General features: G+C 72.9%; 10 protein-coding genes. 3 read left to right on the top strand and 7 right to left on the bottom strand.

Annotated elements, in window-relative coordinates; genetic code table 11:
- Positions 1-327: 327 nt before the first annotated feature.
- Together ACIPYS_RS10765 and ACIPYS_RS10760 are read left to right on the top strand one after the other, a co-directional pair.
- Positions 328-1,524 (top strand): NADP-dependent malic enzyme, encoded by a 1,197-nt coding sequence (locus ACIPYS_RS10765; RefSeq protein WP_400745349.1) that lies wholly within the window; start codon positions 328-330, stop codon positions 1,522-1,524.
- A gap of 95 nt (positions 1,525-1,619) precedes the next feature.
- A complete protein-coding gene (locus tag ACIPYS_RS10760; RefSeq protein WP_400745347.1) occupies positions 1,620-2,582 on the top strand; it encodes a zinc-binding dehydrogenase in 963 nt (320 codons plus the stop codon).
- A gap of 156 nt (positions 2,583-2,738) precedes the next feature.
- Here the strand turns inward: ACIPYS_RS10760 and ACIPYS_RS10755 are convergent, their stop codons facing one another.
- The 7 genes from ACIPYS_RS10755 to ACIPYS_RS10725 form a co-directional block, all read right to left on the bottom strand.
- Entirely contained in the window at positions 2,739-3,818 is a 1,080-nt protein-coding gene (locus tag ACIPYS_RS10755; protein ID WP_400745346.1) for a PadR family transcriptional regulator, read from the bottom strand.
- Between the two features lies 1 nt (position 3,819).
- Complete coding sequence (locus tag ACIPYS_RS10750; RefSeq protein WP_400745344.1) at positions 3,820-4,749, bottom strand: DUF4097 family beta strand repeat-containing protein; 930 nt, start codon at positions 4,747-4,749, stop codon at positions 3,820-3,822.
- A gap of 197 nt (positions 4,750-4,946) precedes the next feature.
- Positions 4,947-5,126, bottom strand: coding sequence for a DUF6104 family protein (locus tag ACIPYS_RS10745; protein WP_030392846.1), 180 nt, complete (start codon positions 5,124-5,126; stop codon positions 4,947-4,949).
- A gap of 48 nt (positions 5,127-5,174) precedes the next feature.
- The gene (locus ACIPYS_RS10740) at positions 5,175-7,235 is read right to left on the bottom strand and encodes a serine/threonine-protein kinase (RefSeq protein WP_231978584.1); all 2,061 of its coding nucleotides are present in this window, start codon (positions 7,233-7,235) and stop codon (positions 5,175-5,177) included.
- Positions 7,236-7,578: 343 nt separating this feature from the next.
- Positions 7,579-11,349 carry a multifunctional oxoglutarate decarboxylase/oxoglutarate dehydrogenase thiamine pyrophosphate-binding subunit/dihydrolipoyllysine-residue succinyltransferase subunit gene (locus ACIPYS_RS10735; RefSeq protein ID WP_400745341.1) on the bottom strand — a complete coding sequence of 1,257 codons (3,771 nt, stop codon included), beginning with the start codon at positions 11,347-11,349 and terminating at the stop codon, positions 7,579-7,581.
- Between the two features lie 352 nt (positions 11,350-11,701).
- On the bottom strand, positions 11,702-12,832 hold the full coding sequence (locus ACIPYS_RS10730; RefSeq protein WP_093860567.1) for a cell wall metabolism sensor histidine kinase WalK: 1,131 nt from the start codon (positions 12,830-12,832) through the stop codon (positions 11,702-11,704).
- A gap of 87 nt (positions 12,833-12,919) precedes the next feature.
- On the bottom strand, positions 12,920-13,657 hold the full coding sequence (locus ACIPYS_RS10725) for a response regulator transcription factor (RefSeq protein ID WP_093864899.1): 738 nt from the start codon (positions 13,655-13,657) through the stop codon (positions 12,920-12,922).
- Positions 13,658-14,206: 549 nt separating this feature from the next.
- Between ACIPYS_RS10725 and ACIPYS_RS10720 the strand changes: the two genes are divergently transcribed.
- Positions 14,207-15,004, top strand: coding sequence for a rhomboid-like protein (locus tag ACIPYS_RS10720; RefSeq protein WP_093860566.1), 798 nt, complete (start codon positions 14,207-14,209; stop codon positions 15,002-15,004).
- The last annotated feature ends 29 nt before the right edge of the window (positions 15,005-15,033 follow it).

Raw genomic sequence — 15,033 nt, 5'->3', positions numbered from 1 at the left:
GTCCGGTTCTCATGGTTCCTGGTGCCCACAGGTGGCCGTGAGGCGTACGACAACCATGTGACTTGGACGAAAAGGCATGGGTGCGATGCCCTCGTCCGACCTACGCTCGGCCCGGAAGCACAGCGCGGACCACACGCGGACAACTCCATAAACCCTCATTTCGAGGCGCCCGTCCGACGGCGGCGCCCCGACCCAGCCTTCCCCCGGGGGTGCTTCGGCGTTCCCGGGTTCCGCTGACCGGCCGCCGGTCACCGGATGCCGGGACCGGCCGGGTCGTCCGCACCGTCGGCCGGGTGTCCTCGCTCGATCAATGACGAAGAGGTCATCGTGGCAGCGGAGATCATCCACAGCAGTACTCAGGACACCGACGATCCGGTCGACGCCGTGTTCGCGCTCCACCGCGGCGGCAAGATGGAGGTCCGGGCGACCGTCCCGGTGCGCGACGCGGACGACCTGTCCCTCGCCTACACCCCCGGTGTCGCCCGCGTCTGCACGGCCATCGCCGAGCAGCCCGAGCTCGTGAACGACTACACCTGGAAGGCCAACACGGTGGCCGTGGTCACCGACGGCACCGCCGTGCTGGGCCTCGGCGACATCGGCCCCGAGGCCTCGCTCCCCGTCATGGAGGGCAAGGCGATCCTGTTCAAGCAGTTCGGCGGCGTGGACGCCGTGCCGATCGCGCTCGCCTGCACCGACGTGGACGAGATCGTCGAGACCGTGGTCCGGCTCGCCCCGTCCTTCGGCGGCGTCAACCTGGAGGACATCTCGGCCCCGCGCTGCTTCGAGATCGAGCGCCGGCTCCAGGAGGCCCTGGACATCCCGGTCTTCCACGACGACCAGCACGGCACCGCGATCGTCACCACCGCCGCGCTCTGGAACGCGGCCGAGGTGACCGGCCGCGGGATCGGCTCGCTGCGCGCCGTCATCTCCGGCGCCGGCGCGGCCGGCATCGCCATCGCCAAGATGCTGCTGGCGGCCGGCATCGGCGACGTGGCCGTGTGCGACCGCAAGGGCGTGGTGCACGAGGGCCGCGGGGACCTGACCGACGTCAAGGCGGAGATCGCCGGGCTGACCAACCGGACCGGCCTCAAGGGCACCCTGGCCGACGCGATGGCCGGCGCCGACGTCTTCATCGGCGTCTCCGGCGGCACCGTGCCGGAGGAGGTCGTCGCGACCATGGCCCCGGGTGCGTTCGTCTTCGCCATGGCCAACCCGAACCCGGAGATCCACCCCGAGGTCGCGCACAAGTACGCCGCCGTGGTGGCCACCGGGCGCAGCGACTTCCCGAACCAGATCAACAACGTGCTGGCGTTCCCGGGCATCTTCGCCGGCGCGCTGCAGGTCCGGGCCACCCGGATCACCGAGGGCATGAAGCTGGCCGCCGCCAAGGCGCTGGCCGGCGTGGTGGCCGACGAGCTGACGCCGCAGAAGGTCATCCCCTCGCCGTTCGACGAGCGGGTCGCCCCGGCCGTCAGCAAGGCCGTCGCCGAGGCCGCCCGGGCCGAGGGCGTCGCCCGCCGCTAGCCGGTCCGAGCACCGGAACCCCGCCCGGGCCCGGGACACGCGTCACACTCACGCGTTGTTCCGGGCCCGGGGGCGTTCTGGCTATCGTCCGGTGCATGTTTGCTGCCTATGCCGCACGAATCGACGCCGCCGACCCGCTGGGCGGGCTGGAGCTGGGCGAACGCCCCGAACCCGTGGCCCGGCCGGGCTGGAGCGTGGTCACGGTCCGGGCCGCCAGCCTGAACCACCACGACCTCTGGTCGCTGCGCGGGGTCGGGCTGCCCGCCGAGAAGCTTCCGATGATCCTCGGCTGCGACGCCGCCGGCATCGACGAGCACGGCAACGAGGTGGTCCTGCACTCCGTCATCGGCCAGAGCGGGCACGGGGTCGGCCCGGACGAGCCGCGCTCGATCCTGACCGAGCGCTACCAGGGCACCTTCGCCCAGCAGGTGGCCGTCCCCACCTGGAACCTGCTGCCGAAGCCCGCCGGACTCTCCTTCGAGGAGGCGGCCTGCCTGCCCACGGCCTGGCTGACGGCCTACCGGATGCTGTTCACCAACGCCGGGGTGAAGCCCGGTGACACCGTGCTGGTGCAGGGCGCCGGCGGCGGGGTGTCGACCGCGCTGGTGGTGCTCGGCAAGGCGGCCGGCCTGCGGGTCTGGGTCACCGGCCGGGACGCGGCCAAGCGGGACCGGGCGCTGGAGCTCGGCGCCGACGCGGTGTTCCCGGGCGGGGCCAGGCTGCCCGAGCGGGTGGACGCGGTGATGGAGACGGTCGGCGCCGCGACCTGGTCGCACTCGGTGAAGTCGCTGCGGCCGGGCGGCACGATCGTCATCTCCGGGGCCACCTCGGGACCCAGCCCGGCGGCCGCCGAACTCAACCGGATCTTCTTCCTGGAGCTGCGGGTGGTCGGCTCGACCATGGGGACCAAGGAGGAGCTGGCCGGGCTGCTGTCGTTCTGCGCCACCACCGGGGTCCGGCCGGTGATCGACTCGGTGCTGCCGCTGGACGGGGCGCCGGAGGCGCTCGCCCGGCTGGCCAAGGGCGAGGTGTTCGGCAAGCTCGTGCTGACGCCGTGAGCCGCTGACGGCGGGACCCCGTGAGCCACTGACGCCGTGAGCCGCTGACGCCTTGGGCCGCCGACGGCCGGGCGGCGCGGGCCCGGCACGCCGTGGGCCCGTGACGCGCCGGTGCCCGGCTCCCTGTGCGGGGAGCCGGGCACCGGGCGGGCCGGGTCAGGAACGGTCGAGCAGACGCCTCAGCCGCTCGCCGGCGGTGCCGAGCACGGCGCGGGCCTCGGCCAGCCGGGCGGGGGTCACCCCGCCGTCCCTGGCCGCGTCGCGCACCTGGTCCCGGAAGCGGTCGAGCAGCCGCTCCAGTTCCCGGGCCGGGTCGCCGGCCGGGTCGACGGCGGTCCACCCGGGCAGATCGGCCGGGACCGCGTCGGGCGGCCCGTCCAGGTCGGTCTTGTCCAGGTCGATCCGGGTGACCGTGACCCGCTCGGCGGCGGGGTCCTCCTTGGACTCCCCGGGCTGTCCCCAGCGGGCCGCGTCGGCCAGCCCGGCCAGGCCCTTGGTCAGCTCCGAGAGCCCCTCGGCCAGCCCGGTCGGCCAGTCGCCGCGGGCCGCGTGCTCGCGGACCTGCTGTTCCACCCGCCGCTTGATCCGCAACGCCTCCTGCTGGGCCGCGGTCCGGGCCGCCCGGGACTGCTCGCGCAGCCGGCGGGCCTCCTCCTCGGCGGCCTTCGCCTTGGCCTTGGCGGCCTTCTCCTGCTCCTTGGCGCGCTTCGCCTGCTCCTTGGCCTGCCGCTTGAAGGTGGCGAACTCCTCCTTGGCGCGCTGCCAGGCGGCCTGGTCGCCCCACGGCCCGGCCCACGGGTTCCCGCCGTTCTCCCGGCCCGTCCCCCCGGCGTCCGGGGTGCCGTGCCCGGCCTGCTCGGCCGCCGCGCCCCAGAGCTGCTCGCGCAGGTCCTGGGCGCTGTCCCGGACGTCCTCGCGGATCGCCCCGGCGAGCTGGGTCACCGAGTCGTGGATCTCCAGCTCCAGCTCGTCCAGCTCGCCCTGCCGGGTGGCGAGTTCGGCGCGCCCGGCGTCGGTGAGCCGGTAGACCTTGCGACCGCCCTCGGTGCTGTGGGCGACCAGCCCCTCCTGCTCCAGCTTGGCGAGCCGCGGGTAGACGGTGCCGGCGGAGGGCGCGTACAGGCCCTGGAAGCGCTCCTCCAGCAGGCGGATGACCTCGTAGCCGTGGCGCGGGGACTCGTCGAGCAGCTTGAGCAGGTAGAGCCGGAGCCGGCCGTGGCCGAAGACGGGGGTCATGTCAGGCCTCCTTGGTGAGGTCGGGGCCGGTGCCGGGGGTGTCGGACTCGGTGAGGTCGGGGGCGGACAACTCCCGGGGGGCGCGGGTGTCCTCCTCGGCCTCCGGCCGCTGGAGCACGGTGACCGCGCCGGAGACGGTGGTGACCGAGAGGCTGCCGCTGCCGTCGCCCAGCTGGCCGGAGAGCCGCTTGGTGCCCCAGTTGCCGGCGACGGTGAGCTCCTCGAAGCCGGAGGAGAGGTCGCCGCTGGTGGTGCCGGCCTCGACCTTGGTGCCGGTCAGGGCGGGCAGCCGGACACCGACCGCGCCGCTGACCGTGTTGACCTTGATCCGGGCGGGGGTGGCGGCCGCGAGGTCCAGGGTGACCGCGCCGGTGACGGCGTTGGCGCTGACCTGCTCGGCGGTGCCGGCGAGCACGGTGAGCCGGCCGGAGACGGTGTTCAGCCTCAGCTGCCCGGCCACCGACTGGGCGTCCACGTCACCGGTGACGGTGTTGGCGTCGGTCCGCCCGGTCAGGCCGACCAGGGTGATGTCGGCGTTGGCGGTCTGGGTCGAGACGTGCTCGGTGAAGCCGGAGACCGTCGTCGCGGCGGAGACGGTGCCGACCTTGACCTCGGTGCCGGCCGGGACGGTCACGGTGACGGCGGCGGTCCGCTTGCGCTTGAAGGAGGAGAAGAAGCCCTTCACCGACTCGACCGACTTGAGCACGTCGCCGAACTCGTTCCAGCTGCTGAGGTCCTTGTAGGTGACGGTGAGGACGCCGTCGACCAGGGTGACGTGCAGCGGCTCGCCCTTGAGCTCGGTGACCTCGAGCCGGGCGGGGCCCTCGGCGGCGACCACGTTGACCGTGCCGTCGATGGTCCGCACCTGGAGCGTCCGGACCGTCTCCTCGATGGTGATCCTGTCGGGTCCTTCGACCGTCCACTGGCTCATCTCTGCCGCCTCCCGTTGACTGGACTCGCGATGTATCGCGTCCTCTTCCAAAGACGATATATCGCGTGACGGCGAAGTCAAGGGAGTCCGACCCCGAGGCCGACCCGGAGCGAACCCCGAGACGTGCCCCTACGGGAGCATGCGAGAGGGCCCGGAGGCGGTTGCCTCCGGGCCCTCGGGACCAGCGTTTCACCAGGTCACTCGTCGTCCTCGTCGTCGAGCCTGGCCAGCCAGGTGGCCAGCCGCTCCACCGGGACCTCGAAGTCCGGGTTGAGGTCGACGAACTCGCGCAGGCGCTCGGCCAGCCACTCGAAGGTGACCTCCTCGTCGCCGCGCCGGCTCGCCAGCTCCTCGATGCCTCGGTCGGTGAAATACACGGTTCGCTCCGGTCCGGTGGGGATTCGACCTGGTCAGGATAGACCGGGTCAGCTGGCGCGCCAGGTGCTCACGGTGAGCTTCACCGCGCCGGTGGTGACGTCGGCGACCTCGATCACCGCGACGGCGATGTTGCGGGTGACCCGGTCCCGGATGCACAGCAGGCGGCCCGGCGAGACCCGGTTGAAGGACAGGTCGGTGTCGGGCCGGGAGTCGATCGCGACGGCGCACTGGTCGGGCGTCACGGTGGACTCGGTGATCACCGCGAAGTCCGACTTGTTGTCGCCCGCGGTGACGAAGGAGTTGGCCTTGCTGCTGCTGCCGGTGGCGTTCAGGCCCAGGCCCCACTTGAGGTCGGTGCCGCGCGGCACCACCGTCCCGGCGTCCAGGTCGATCCGGTAGGAGTCGTAGTAGGCGTCGGTGCCGGGGATCGACAGCGGCTTCTGCGCCAGCAGCGGGGAGTAGCCGGTCGGCCGGGCCGGCGCGGTCACACCGGGGCCGCCCGCGGCCGACGGGGCCGAGGTCACCGCTCCGGAGGAGGAGTCGGAGGACTTGGTCGCGGACGGAGTGGGGGTGGTCGCGGGCGTGGTCGCGGGGGTGGTCGCCGCCGCGGTGGCGGCGCCGGCCGGCGGCGCGGCCGGCTGGGAGCCTCCCGAGCCCGAGCCCGACTGGTGGGCGGAGTTGGTCTTGTCGTCGTCCTTGCTGAACTTGGCCATCAGCGCGACACCGCCGGCCGTACCGCCGACCGCCATCACCAGGGCGACGGTCAGCAGCACCTTCCAGGAGACACCGCCCTTGCTGCGGGCCTGCGCGGGCGGGGGCGCCGGGCTGTCGGTGACCACCGGTCCGGGCGGCGGGGTGTCGTAGGAGGGCGGCTCCTGCCGCAGCTGGAGGGTGGGCGGAGTGCCGAGCAGCGGGCCGGTGGGGGCCTCGGTGGGCGGCTGGGCGGCGCCGTACGCGCCGAGCGGCGGCGGGACGAAGCCGGGCGGCGGGGTGTCCGGCCGCACCGGGCCGAAGCCGGGCGGCGGCGGGCCGAAGGACGGCGTGGTGGCCGCGTGGGTGGCGGGTGCCGAGGCGGGCGGCGGCGGGGTCAGCGGGGTCAGCGGGGACGACCCGGACGGCGGTCCCGACGGCGGCGGGGGCGCGGCCGGCAGCGGGGTGGGCGGGGTCTTCGGCAGGTCGGAGCGGCGGGTGATCTCGGTGTTGACCTGGCGGGGCAGCCAGTCGTCGGCGAAGCGCAGCTGGCCGCCGACGCTCGGGTGGTTGCGGGCGACGTCGATGATCTCGGCCGGCCGGGGCCGGTCCTCCGGGGACTTCGCCAGGCAGCGCAGGACCAGCTCGCGCAGGTCGGCCGGCACGGCGTCCAGGTCGGGCTGCTCGTGCACCACCCGGTAGAGCACGGCGGTGTCCGGGCCGTCGCCGAACGGCGCGCTGCCGCCGGCCACGTACGCGGCCAGCGCGCCGAGCGCGAACACGTCGGTCGCCGGGGTGACCGGGCGGCCCTGGGCCTGCTCCGGCGACATGAAGGCGGGCGAGCCGATCCGGTAGCCGGTGCCGGTCAGGGCGGTGGCGTCGGCGGCCCGGGCGATGCCGAAGTCGATCACCCGCGGGCCGTCGCCGGCCACCAGCACATTGGCCGGCTTGAGGTCGCGGTGGACCACCTCGACGCTGTGGATGGCCTGCAGCGCCTCGGCGATGCCGCCCATCAGCAGCAGCACGGTGCGCACCGGCAGCGCGCCGTTCTCGCGGACCACCTGCTGCAGCGAGGGTCCGGGGACGTAGGCGGTGACCAGCCACGGCGCGTCCGAGTCCAGACCGCCGGAGTCGATCACCTGGGCGGTGTAGAGGCCGTGGATGCGCTGGGCGTTGGAGACCTCCTGGGCGAACCGGCGGCGGAACTCGCCGTCCTCGGCGAACTCCGGGCGGACCACCTTCAGCGCCACCGGCCGGCCGCCGGGCGTGTAGGAGAGGTAGACGCGGCCCATGCCGCCGGCCCCGAGCCGGGCGAACAGCCGGTAGCCGCCCACCTCCCTGGGGTCGTCGGGAAGCAGCGGCTGGAAGACCGGCGGGAGGGGTGGGGCGGCGGCGTCCCGTGGCGTGTCGGCGGTCATGCGGTTCTGATCCCCCTGGGAGAGCGGTGAGGTCCACCGGACGCCGCCGGTGGGCGCGACGACGGGCACCCGGCCGACGGTCCGGCGAGGCATAACCTATCGACCCGTCAGCCGGCCGCGCAGGCCGGTGCCGCTTTGGTTGCAGAGCTGGGACCTTCGCACACGGCGCGGGCACGGCCCGTCCGGGCCGGTCGCCGCCGTCCGGGCCCACGGTTCGTCCGGGCCCGCCGGTTCGCCCGGGCCGGTCGCCGCCCGGGAACGACGGCGGCCCCCCGCCTTCCTGGGATCCAGGGAGACGGGGGGCCGTTGCCGTGTCGGCGGACGTCCGGTGGGAACCGGTGCGTCAGATCGTGAAGATCTCCTCCAGCAGCGCCTGCTGCTCGGCGCCGTGGCGCTTGGCCGAGCCGACCGCGGGGGCCGAGGAGGCGGTGCGGGCGACGCGGCGCAGTCGCGGGCCGTCGGCGCTGCGGCCGATGACGACCTGCAGGTGGTCGACCAGGTTCATCGCGATGAACGGCCAGGCACCCTGGTTGGCCGGCTCCTCCTGCGCCCAGACGAACTGGACGTCGTCGCCGTACTTGGCCAGCTCCTCCTGGAGCTCGGCCACCGGCAGCGGGTAGAGCCGCTCGACCCGGACGATCGCGGTGTCGGTGATGCCGCGCTCGGTGCGGGCCGCCTCCACGTCGTAGTAGAACTTGCCGGCCGTGATGACGACCTTGCGGACGTTCGCCGGGTCGACGGTGGTGTCGCCGATGACCGGGCGGAACGAGCCGGACATGAACTCCTCGGTCGCACTCGCCGCCGCCTTCAGACGCAGCATCGACTTCGGGGTGAAGACGACCAGCGGCTTGTGGTGCGGGTTGTGCGCCTGCCAGCGCAGCAGGTGGAAGTAGTTCGACGGCAGGGTCGGCATGGCGACCGTCATGTTGTCCTGCGCGCACATCTGCAGGAAGCGCTCCGGGCGCGCGGACGAGTGGTCCGGTCCCTGGCCCTCGTAGCCGTGCGGCAGCAGCAGGGTGACGCCCGAGTGCTGGCCCCACTTCTGCTCGGCGGAGGCGATGTACTCGTCCACCATGGTCTGCGCGCCGTTGACGAAGTCGCCGAACTGCGCCTCCCACATGACCAGCGCGTTCGGGCGGGTCAGCGAGTAGCCGTACTCGAAGCCCATCGCCGCGTACTCGGACAGCAGGCTGTCGTACACGGTGTAGCGGGCCTGGTCCTCGGTGAGGTACTGCAGCGGGGTGTAGTCCTCGCCGGTGGTCCGGTCGATCAGGACGGCGTGCCGCTGGCCGAAGGTGCCGCGGCGGCTGTCCTGGCCGGCCAGGCGGACCGGGTGGCCCTCCATGAGCAGCGAGCCGATGGCGAGGGTCTCGCCCATCGCCCAGTCGATGGTGTTGTCCTCGACCGAGGCGGCGCGGCGCTGCAGCTGCGGCAGCAGTCGCGGGTGGACGGTCAGCCAGTCCGGCAGGTTGACCTGCGAGGCGGCGATCCGCTTGACCATCTCCTGGGAGATGCCGGTCCGGATGGTGACCGGGAAGTCGGCGACCGGCTTGCCGTTGGTGGCGGCGGCCGGCGTCTGGGCGGCGTCGCGGACCTCGGCGAACACCTTCTCCAGCTGGCCCTGGAAGTCCTGGAGCGCCTGCTCCGCCTCTTCCATGGTGATGTCGCCGCGACCGATCAGGCCCTCGGTGTAGAGCTTGCGCACCGAGCGCTTCTTGTCGATCAGGTCGTACATCAGCGGCTGGGTGAACGACGGGTTGTCGGCCTCGTTGTGACCGCGGCGGCGGTAGCAGATGAGGTCGATCACGACGTCCTTGTGGAACTCCTGACGGAACTCGAAGGCGAGCCGCGCGACGCGGACCACGGCCTCCGGGTCGTCGCCGTTCACGTGGAAGATCGGCGCCTCGATCATGCGGGCCACGTCGGTGCAGTACATCGAGGAGCGGCTGGAGGCCGGGGCGGCGGTGAAGCCGACCTGGTTGTTCACCACGACGTGCACGGTGCCGCCGGTGCGGTAGCCGCGCAGCTGCGACATGTTCAGGGTCTCCGCGACGACGCCCTGGCCGGCGAAGGCCGCGTCGCCGTGGATCTGGATCGGCAGCACCGGGAAGGTCGTGCCGCCCTGGTCCAGGATGTCCTGCTTGGCGCGGGCGATGCCCTCGACGACCGGGTCCACGGCCTCCAAGTGGGAGGGGTTCGCGGCCAGCGAGACCTTGATGGTCTCGCCGTCCAGGCCGGTGAAGGTGCCCTCGGAGCCGAGGTGGTACTTGACGTCGCCGGAGCCGTGCATCGACTTCGGGTCGAGGTTGCCCTCGAACTCGCCGAAGATCTTGCCGTACGGCTTGCCGACGATGTTGGCCAGCACGTTCAGGCGGCCGCGGTGGGCCATGCCGATGACGGCCTCGTCCAGGCGGTGCTCGGCCGCCGAGTCGATGGTGGCGTCCAGCAGCGGGATGAGGGACTCGCCGCCCTCCAGCGAGAAACGCTTCTGCCCGACGTACTTGGTCTGCAGGAAGGTCTCGAAGGCCTCGGCCGAGTTCAGCCGGCGCAGGATGCGCAGCTGCTCCTCGCGCTCCGGCTTGGTGTACGGCTTCTCCAGGCGCTCCTGCAGCCACTTGCGCTGCTTCGGGTCCTGGATGTGCATGTACTCGATGCCGACCGTGCGGCAGTACGTGTTGCGCAGCAGGCCGAGGATGTCGCGGAGCTTCATCATCCGCTGACCGCCGAAGCCGCCGACCGCGAACTCGCGCTCCAGGTCCCACAGGGTGAGGCCGTGGGTGGTGACGTCCAGGTCGGGGTGCTTGCGCTGCTTGTACTCCAGCGGGTCGGTGTCGGCCATGAGGTGGCCGCGGACCCGGTAGGAGTGGATCAGCTCGATGACGCGGGCGGTCTTGTTGACCTCGTCGTCGTGCGTGGTGGCGACGTCGGTGGCCCAGCGGACGGGCTCGTACGGGATCCGGAGGGACTCGAAGATCTCGTCGTAGAAGCCGTTCTGCCCCAGCAGCAGCTGGTGGATCGTGCGCAGGAACTCGCCCGACGCCGCGCCCTGGATGACCCGGTGGTCGTAGGTCGAGGTCAGCGTCATGATCTTGGAGACGCCGAGGCGGGCCAGGGTCTCCGGGGCGGAGCCCTGGAACTCGGCCGGGTACTCCATGGCGCCGACACCGACGATGGTGCCCTGGTTCTGCATCAGGCGCGGCACGGAGTGCACGGTGCCGATGCCGCCGGGGTTGGTCAGCGAGACCGTGACGCCGGTGAAGTCGTCCATGGTCAGCTTGTTGGCGCGGGCCCGGCGGACGATGTCCTCGTAGGCCTGCCAGAAGCCGAAGAAGTCGAGGGTCTCGGCCTTCTTGATGGCCGCGACGACGAGCTGGCGGTCGCCGTTCGGCTTGACCAGGTCGATGGCCAGGCCGAGGTTCACGTGCTCGGGCTTGACCAGGTAGGACTTGCCGTCCTCCACCTTGTAGCTGTGGTTCATGCCCGGGGAGGCCTTGACGGCCTGGACCAGGGCGTAACCGATCAGGTGGGTGAAGGAGACCTTGCCACCGCGGGCGCGCTGCAGGTGGTTGTTGATGACAATGCGGTTGTCGATCAGCAGCTTGGCCGGGACGGCGCGGACCGAGGTGGCGGTCGGCACCTCCAGCGAGGCGTCCATGTTGGTGGCGACGGCCTTGGCCGGGCCGCGGAGCTGAACCAGCTCGGGGCCCGCGCTCACGGGGGCCGGCGCCGGCGCAGGGGCGGCGGCCTTGGGCGCCGGGGGCGCGGCCGGGGCGGCGGCGAGCGGCGCGGGCGCCACCGGGGCCGCGGGAGCCGTCGGGGCCTGCTGCGCCGGCGCGGGGGCGGCCGGGGCGGCGGGGGCCTGGACGGCCGGAGCGGCGGCGGGCGCGGGGGCGGCGGCGGGGGTCGGCGTCACGCCGACCTGGGTCGCGGCCTGGGTCACTGGGGTCACCTCGGTACCGGGCTTGTAGTCGGCGAAAAAGTCCCACCAGGCTCGGTCGACCGAGTTCGGGTCCTGGAGGTACTGCTGGTAGATCTCGTCGACGAGCCACTCATTGGGGCCGAAGCCAGTGGAGCTAGCCGAGCTGTTGGGGTGTTCAGGGGACTGTGGCGACACGGCGGCAACCGCCCTCTTCCGCTTCCTTTTGGGATGTTTGGACAGCGGGGATTAAGGCTACGCCTCCGACCAGTGATCGCGCAGTCCCCGGGGGGCAGGCGTCGCCCAGATCACAGTCCTGACCTGCTGTTTGGCTGGAAATGTGCGTTAGAAAGCCACATCGGCGGGGAACCGACCGCTTCCGATCGCCATCCAAAGGATGCCAAATACGGACAAATCGGGGCGCAGGTCCTGTTTGTGCACTGTGTCGGATCTGTGACATCCGTCCCGGTGCCGAGGGTCCGCCCGCGTCCCGGTGCCGACGTCCGTCCGCGTCGTCGGTCCGGGGTCGGACCGACGACGCGGACGGACGTCAGCGCGGGCCGGGCAGCCGGACCTCGATCCGGCAGCCGCGCTCGGCCTCGGCCACCTCGATCCGCCCGCCGTGCAGGTCCACCGCCCAGCGGGCGATGGCCAGGCCGAGGCCGGTCCCGCCGTCGGCGCCGGGGCCGGCCGCGGTCGCGGTGCCGCTGCGGCCGAACCGCTCGAAGACCCTGGCCCGGTCCGCCGCCGGGATGCCGGGACCCTGGTCCTCGACCTCCAGCAGCAGGGCCCCGGGGCCCTCGTCGGGCCTGGCCCGCACCGTCACGGTGCCGCCGGGCGGGGAGTGCTTGCAGGCGTTGTCGACCAGGTTGGCCACCACCTGGTGGAGCCGTTCGGTGTCGGCGACGCCGGTCAGCCCGGCCGGGCTGACCTCCAGGGCGAGCCGGACGTCGCCGCGCCGGGAGAAGGCCCCGCCGGCCGTCGCGCCGTCCACGGTGACCCCGCGCAGCACGCCGTCCAGGAACTCGCGCACCTCGAACGGGCGCGCGTCCAGGTCGACCACACCGTCGTCGATCTTGGAGAGGTCGAGCAGGTGGGTGACCAGCCGGCCGAGCCGCTCGGTCTGCTCCAGCGCGGCACCCAGGGTCGCCGGGTTGGGCTGGACGACGCCGTCGACCACGTTCTCCAGCACGGCCCGCAGTGCGGCGATCGGCGTGCGCAGCTCGTGCGAGACGTTGGCGACCAGCTCGCGCCGGTGCCGGTCGGCGGCCTCCAGGTCGGAGGCCATCTGGTTGAAGGTCGCGGCGAGCTCGCCGATCTCGTCCCGCGAGTTCACCTCGACCCGGCGGCTGTAGTCGCCGGAGGCCATCGCGCGGGCGGCGGCGGTCATGTCGCGCAGCGGGGCGGTCAGCCCGTGCGCGAGGAACTGCATGAAGAGCAGCGAGGCGATCATCGAGAAGATCATGATGATCCGGATCTGGGTCTCGGACCGGATCGCCACGACCACCATGCCGGTGGCCAGGAAGACCGAGACGATCACCAGGAGGGCGAGTTTGCCCTTGATGGAGCGGACCGGGTCGAGCGGCCGGATGTCGGCCCAGACCCGTTTCGCGGCGCGGGCGGCCAGGGTGGGCGGCCGACCGCCGTCGATGTCCCCGTTGCGTTGCTGTGGAAAGGTCATTGGTCCTGTGGTCCCCCGCATGGGTCCGCCGCACGGCGGTTCGGGACAGCGGGCCCCCCGGCGGCCCGGTGTCCGAGGGTGGTGCCGCTACGAGAGCGGGGCCTCCAGCGCGTACCCGACACCGTGCACGGTGCGGATCCAGCTGGCGCCGATCTTGCGGCGCAGTGCCTTGACGTGGCTGTCGACGGTGCGGGTGCCGGACGCGTCCGTCCAGTCCCAGACCTCGGCCAGCAGCTGCTCACGGGTGAGCACGGCGCGCGGCTGGGCGGCCAGGCAGGCGAGCAGGTCGAACTCGGTCGGCGTCAGGTGGACGTCGCCCGAGGCCAGCCGGACCCGGCGCTGCACGTGGTCGATCTCCAGCTCGCCGAAGCGCAGGCTGCCCAGCGCGGGCGTCCGGGCGGCCTGCTGGGCGCGCTCGACGCGGCGCAGCAGCACGTTGACCCGGGCGGCCAGTTCGCGCATGGAGAAGGGCTTGGTCATGTAGTCGTCGGCGCCGACGCCGAGGCCGACCAGCAGGTCCGTCTCGTCGTCCCGCGCGGTGAGCATCAGGACCGGCACCGGGCGCTGGGCCTGGATCCGGCGGCACACCTCGAGGCCGTCGAAGCCGGGCAGCATGATGTCGAGGACGACGAGGTCCGGCTGCCAGGTGTGGAAGCCGTCGACGGCGCCGGGGCCGTCGTGGGCCACCGCCACCTTGAAGCCCTCCGCGCCCAACCGGGCCGCGATCGACTCGGCGATCGTGGGTTCGTCCTCCACCACCAGCACTCTGCGCTGGCTGCTCACCGTGCCGCCGGTGTTCTGGTTGTCCTGCTGAATTTCTGTCACGGTCACGCCACCGCCCCCAGGGCTGCGGGCCGGCCACCTGTGGGGATGGCGAAGGCTCCGCTTCGTAGTCTTGTTCCGTCGTGGACTGTGCCGGGTCCGCCGTCCCGTCGCGTGCGCGGGCGACGGCGAGGGCGTGGGCCGCTCTCCGTCTCCCGTACACCTCGCAGCGTACGGACCGCAGGTGATTCCCGGCAGGTGGACCGGACATTTCCGGCCCGCGGGCCGGACTGTCGGACCGGCTTTCGGGCCCACCGGGAAGTGGGCACGGGCCGATACCTTACCCGGCGTTTTTTCACTCCGTAACGGTACGTATGCACATGAGTTGACGCCAAGCCGCCGGTCAGGGCGGAAAGCGGTCCCGAAAGGGAGGGAAGGTCTGGACCAATGCGGACCTCTGTGGACCCCGGATCCTCACGGCGTTCTCCCAGCGGACTCCCAGGCACCGGACGTACCGTGGCCACGACAAATTCGTGGGGGTGGGATTTCCGGTACGCGCCGGTACGTTGGACACGCGCGGGTGACGGCTGCGGGCGTTGGAGCGGAGGCGGCATGACGGAGCGGCAGGTGCCCGCCGGGCGCGGCGGGCCGCCCTACGGGATGCTCCGGGCCGGTCTGCGGACGGGCGCGGTCGACTGGATCCTGGCCCGGGTGCCGACCCTGCGCCGCAATCCCTTCGCCCTCGGCTACCTCGCCGTGGTCGGCGCCACCACCACCTTCGCCGGGCTGGCCGACCCGGAGCTCGTGCTCCGGCTCCAGGAGGCGTCCAGCTCGGACGGGCACAACCTGCTGCAGCATCCGCTGCGTGCGCTGCTGTTCAGCGGCTTCTGGGTGGCCGGGCCGGTCTGGATGCCCTACCTCTGGGCCTTCGCCCTCACCGTCGCACCGCTGGAGCGCCGGGTCGGCCCCGGCCGGGCGGCCGTCGTGTTCGCGGCCGGGCACATCACCGCCACCCTGCTCTCCCAGGGCGTGGTCGTCGTCGCGGTGGCGAGCGGGCGGCTGGAGCCGGCCGCCATGGACTACCTCGACATCGGTGTCAGCTACGGCGTGCTCGCCAGCCTCGGCGGGCTGGCCGGGCTGCTCCGGCCGGCGGGGCGCGCGGTCGCGCTCGCGCTGGCGGTGGCGATGATCGCCGACCAGATCGCCGCCGACCGGGACCTCGTCACCGGGGTCGGGCATCCGGTGGCGCTGCTGGTCGGGGTGGCGCTGTGGCGGTGGCTGCGCCGCTGGGAGGGGCACCGGCCGCGCCGTGCCCCGTTCGGCCTGCCCGCCGAGCTGTCCTCCCGGCCGGCGCCCGCGTCCCCGGCCCGCCGGGCCGCGCCCGGGCCCGTGTGGCCGGGCCGCTCCTGAGTCCGCGCGCCGGAGTCGCTCCCGCTCGC

The organism is Kitasatospora sp. NPDC089913 (assembly GCF_044748625.1).
Taxonomy (GTDB): Bacteria; Actinomycetota; Actinomycetes; order Streptomycetales; family Streptomycetaceae; genus Kitasatospora.
Note: the sequence above shows the minus strand (reverse complement) of the source record. Positions and strands in the feature narration are given on the sequence as shown.

Excerpts from the sequence above, each read along its gene's own strand:
- ACIPYS_RS10720 (WP_093860566.1), top strand. The coding sequence starts at position 14,207 with ATGACGGAGCGGCAGGTGCCCGCCGGGCGCGGCGGGCCGCCCTACGGG.
- ACIPYS_RS10730 (WP_093860567.1), bottom strand. The coding sequence starts at position 12,832 with ATGACCTTTCCACAGCAACGCAACGGGGACATCGACGGCGGTCGGCCG.
- ACIPYS_RS10750 (WP_400745344.1), bottom strand. The coding sequence starts at position 4,749 with ATGAGCCAGTGGACGGTCGAAGGACCCGACAGGATCACCATCGAGGAG.
- ACIPYS_RS10760 (WP_400745347.1), top strand. The coding sequence starts at position 1,620 with ATGTTTGCTGCCTATGCCGCACGAATCGACGCCGCCGACCCGCTGGGC.
- ACIPYS_RS10755 (WP_400745346.1), bottom strand. The coding sequence starts at position 3,818 with ATGACCCCCGTCTTCGGCCACGGCCGGCTCCGGCTCTACCTGCTCAAG.
- ACIPYS_RS10740 (WP_231978584.1), bottom strand. The coding sequence starts at position 7,235 with ATGACCGCCGACACGCCACGGGACGCCGCCGCCCCACCCCTCCCGCCG.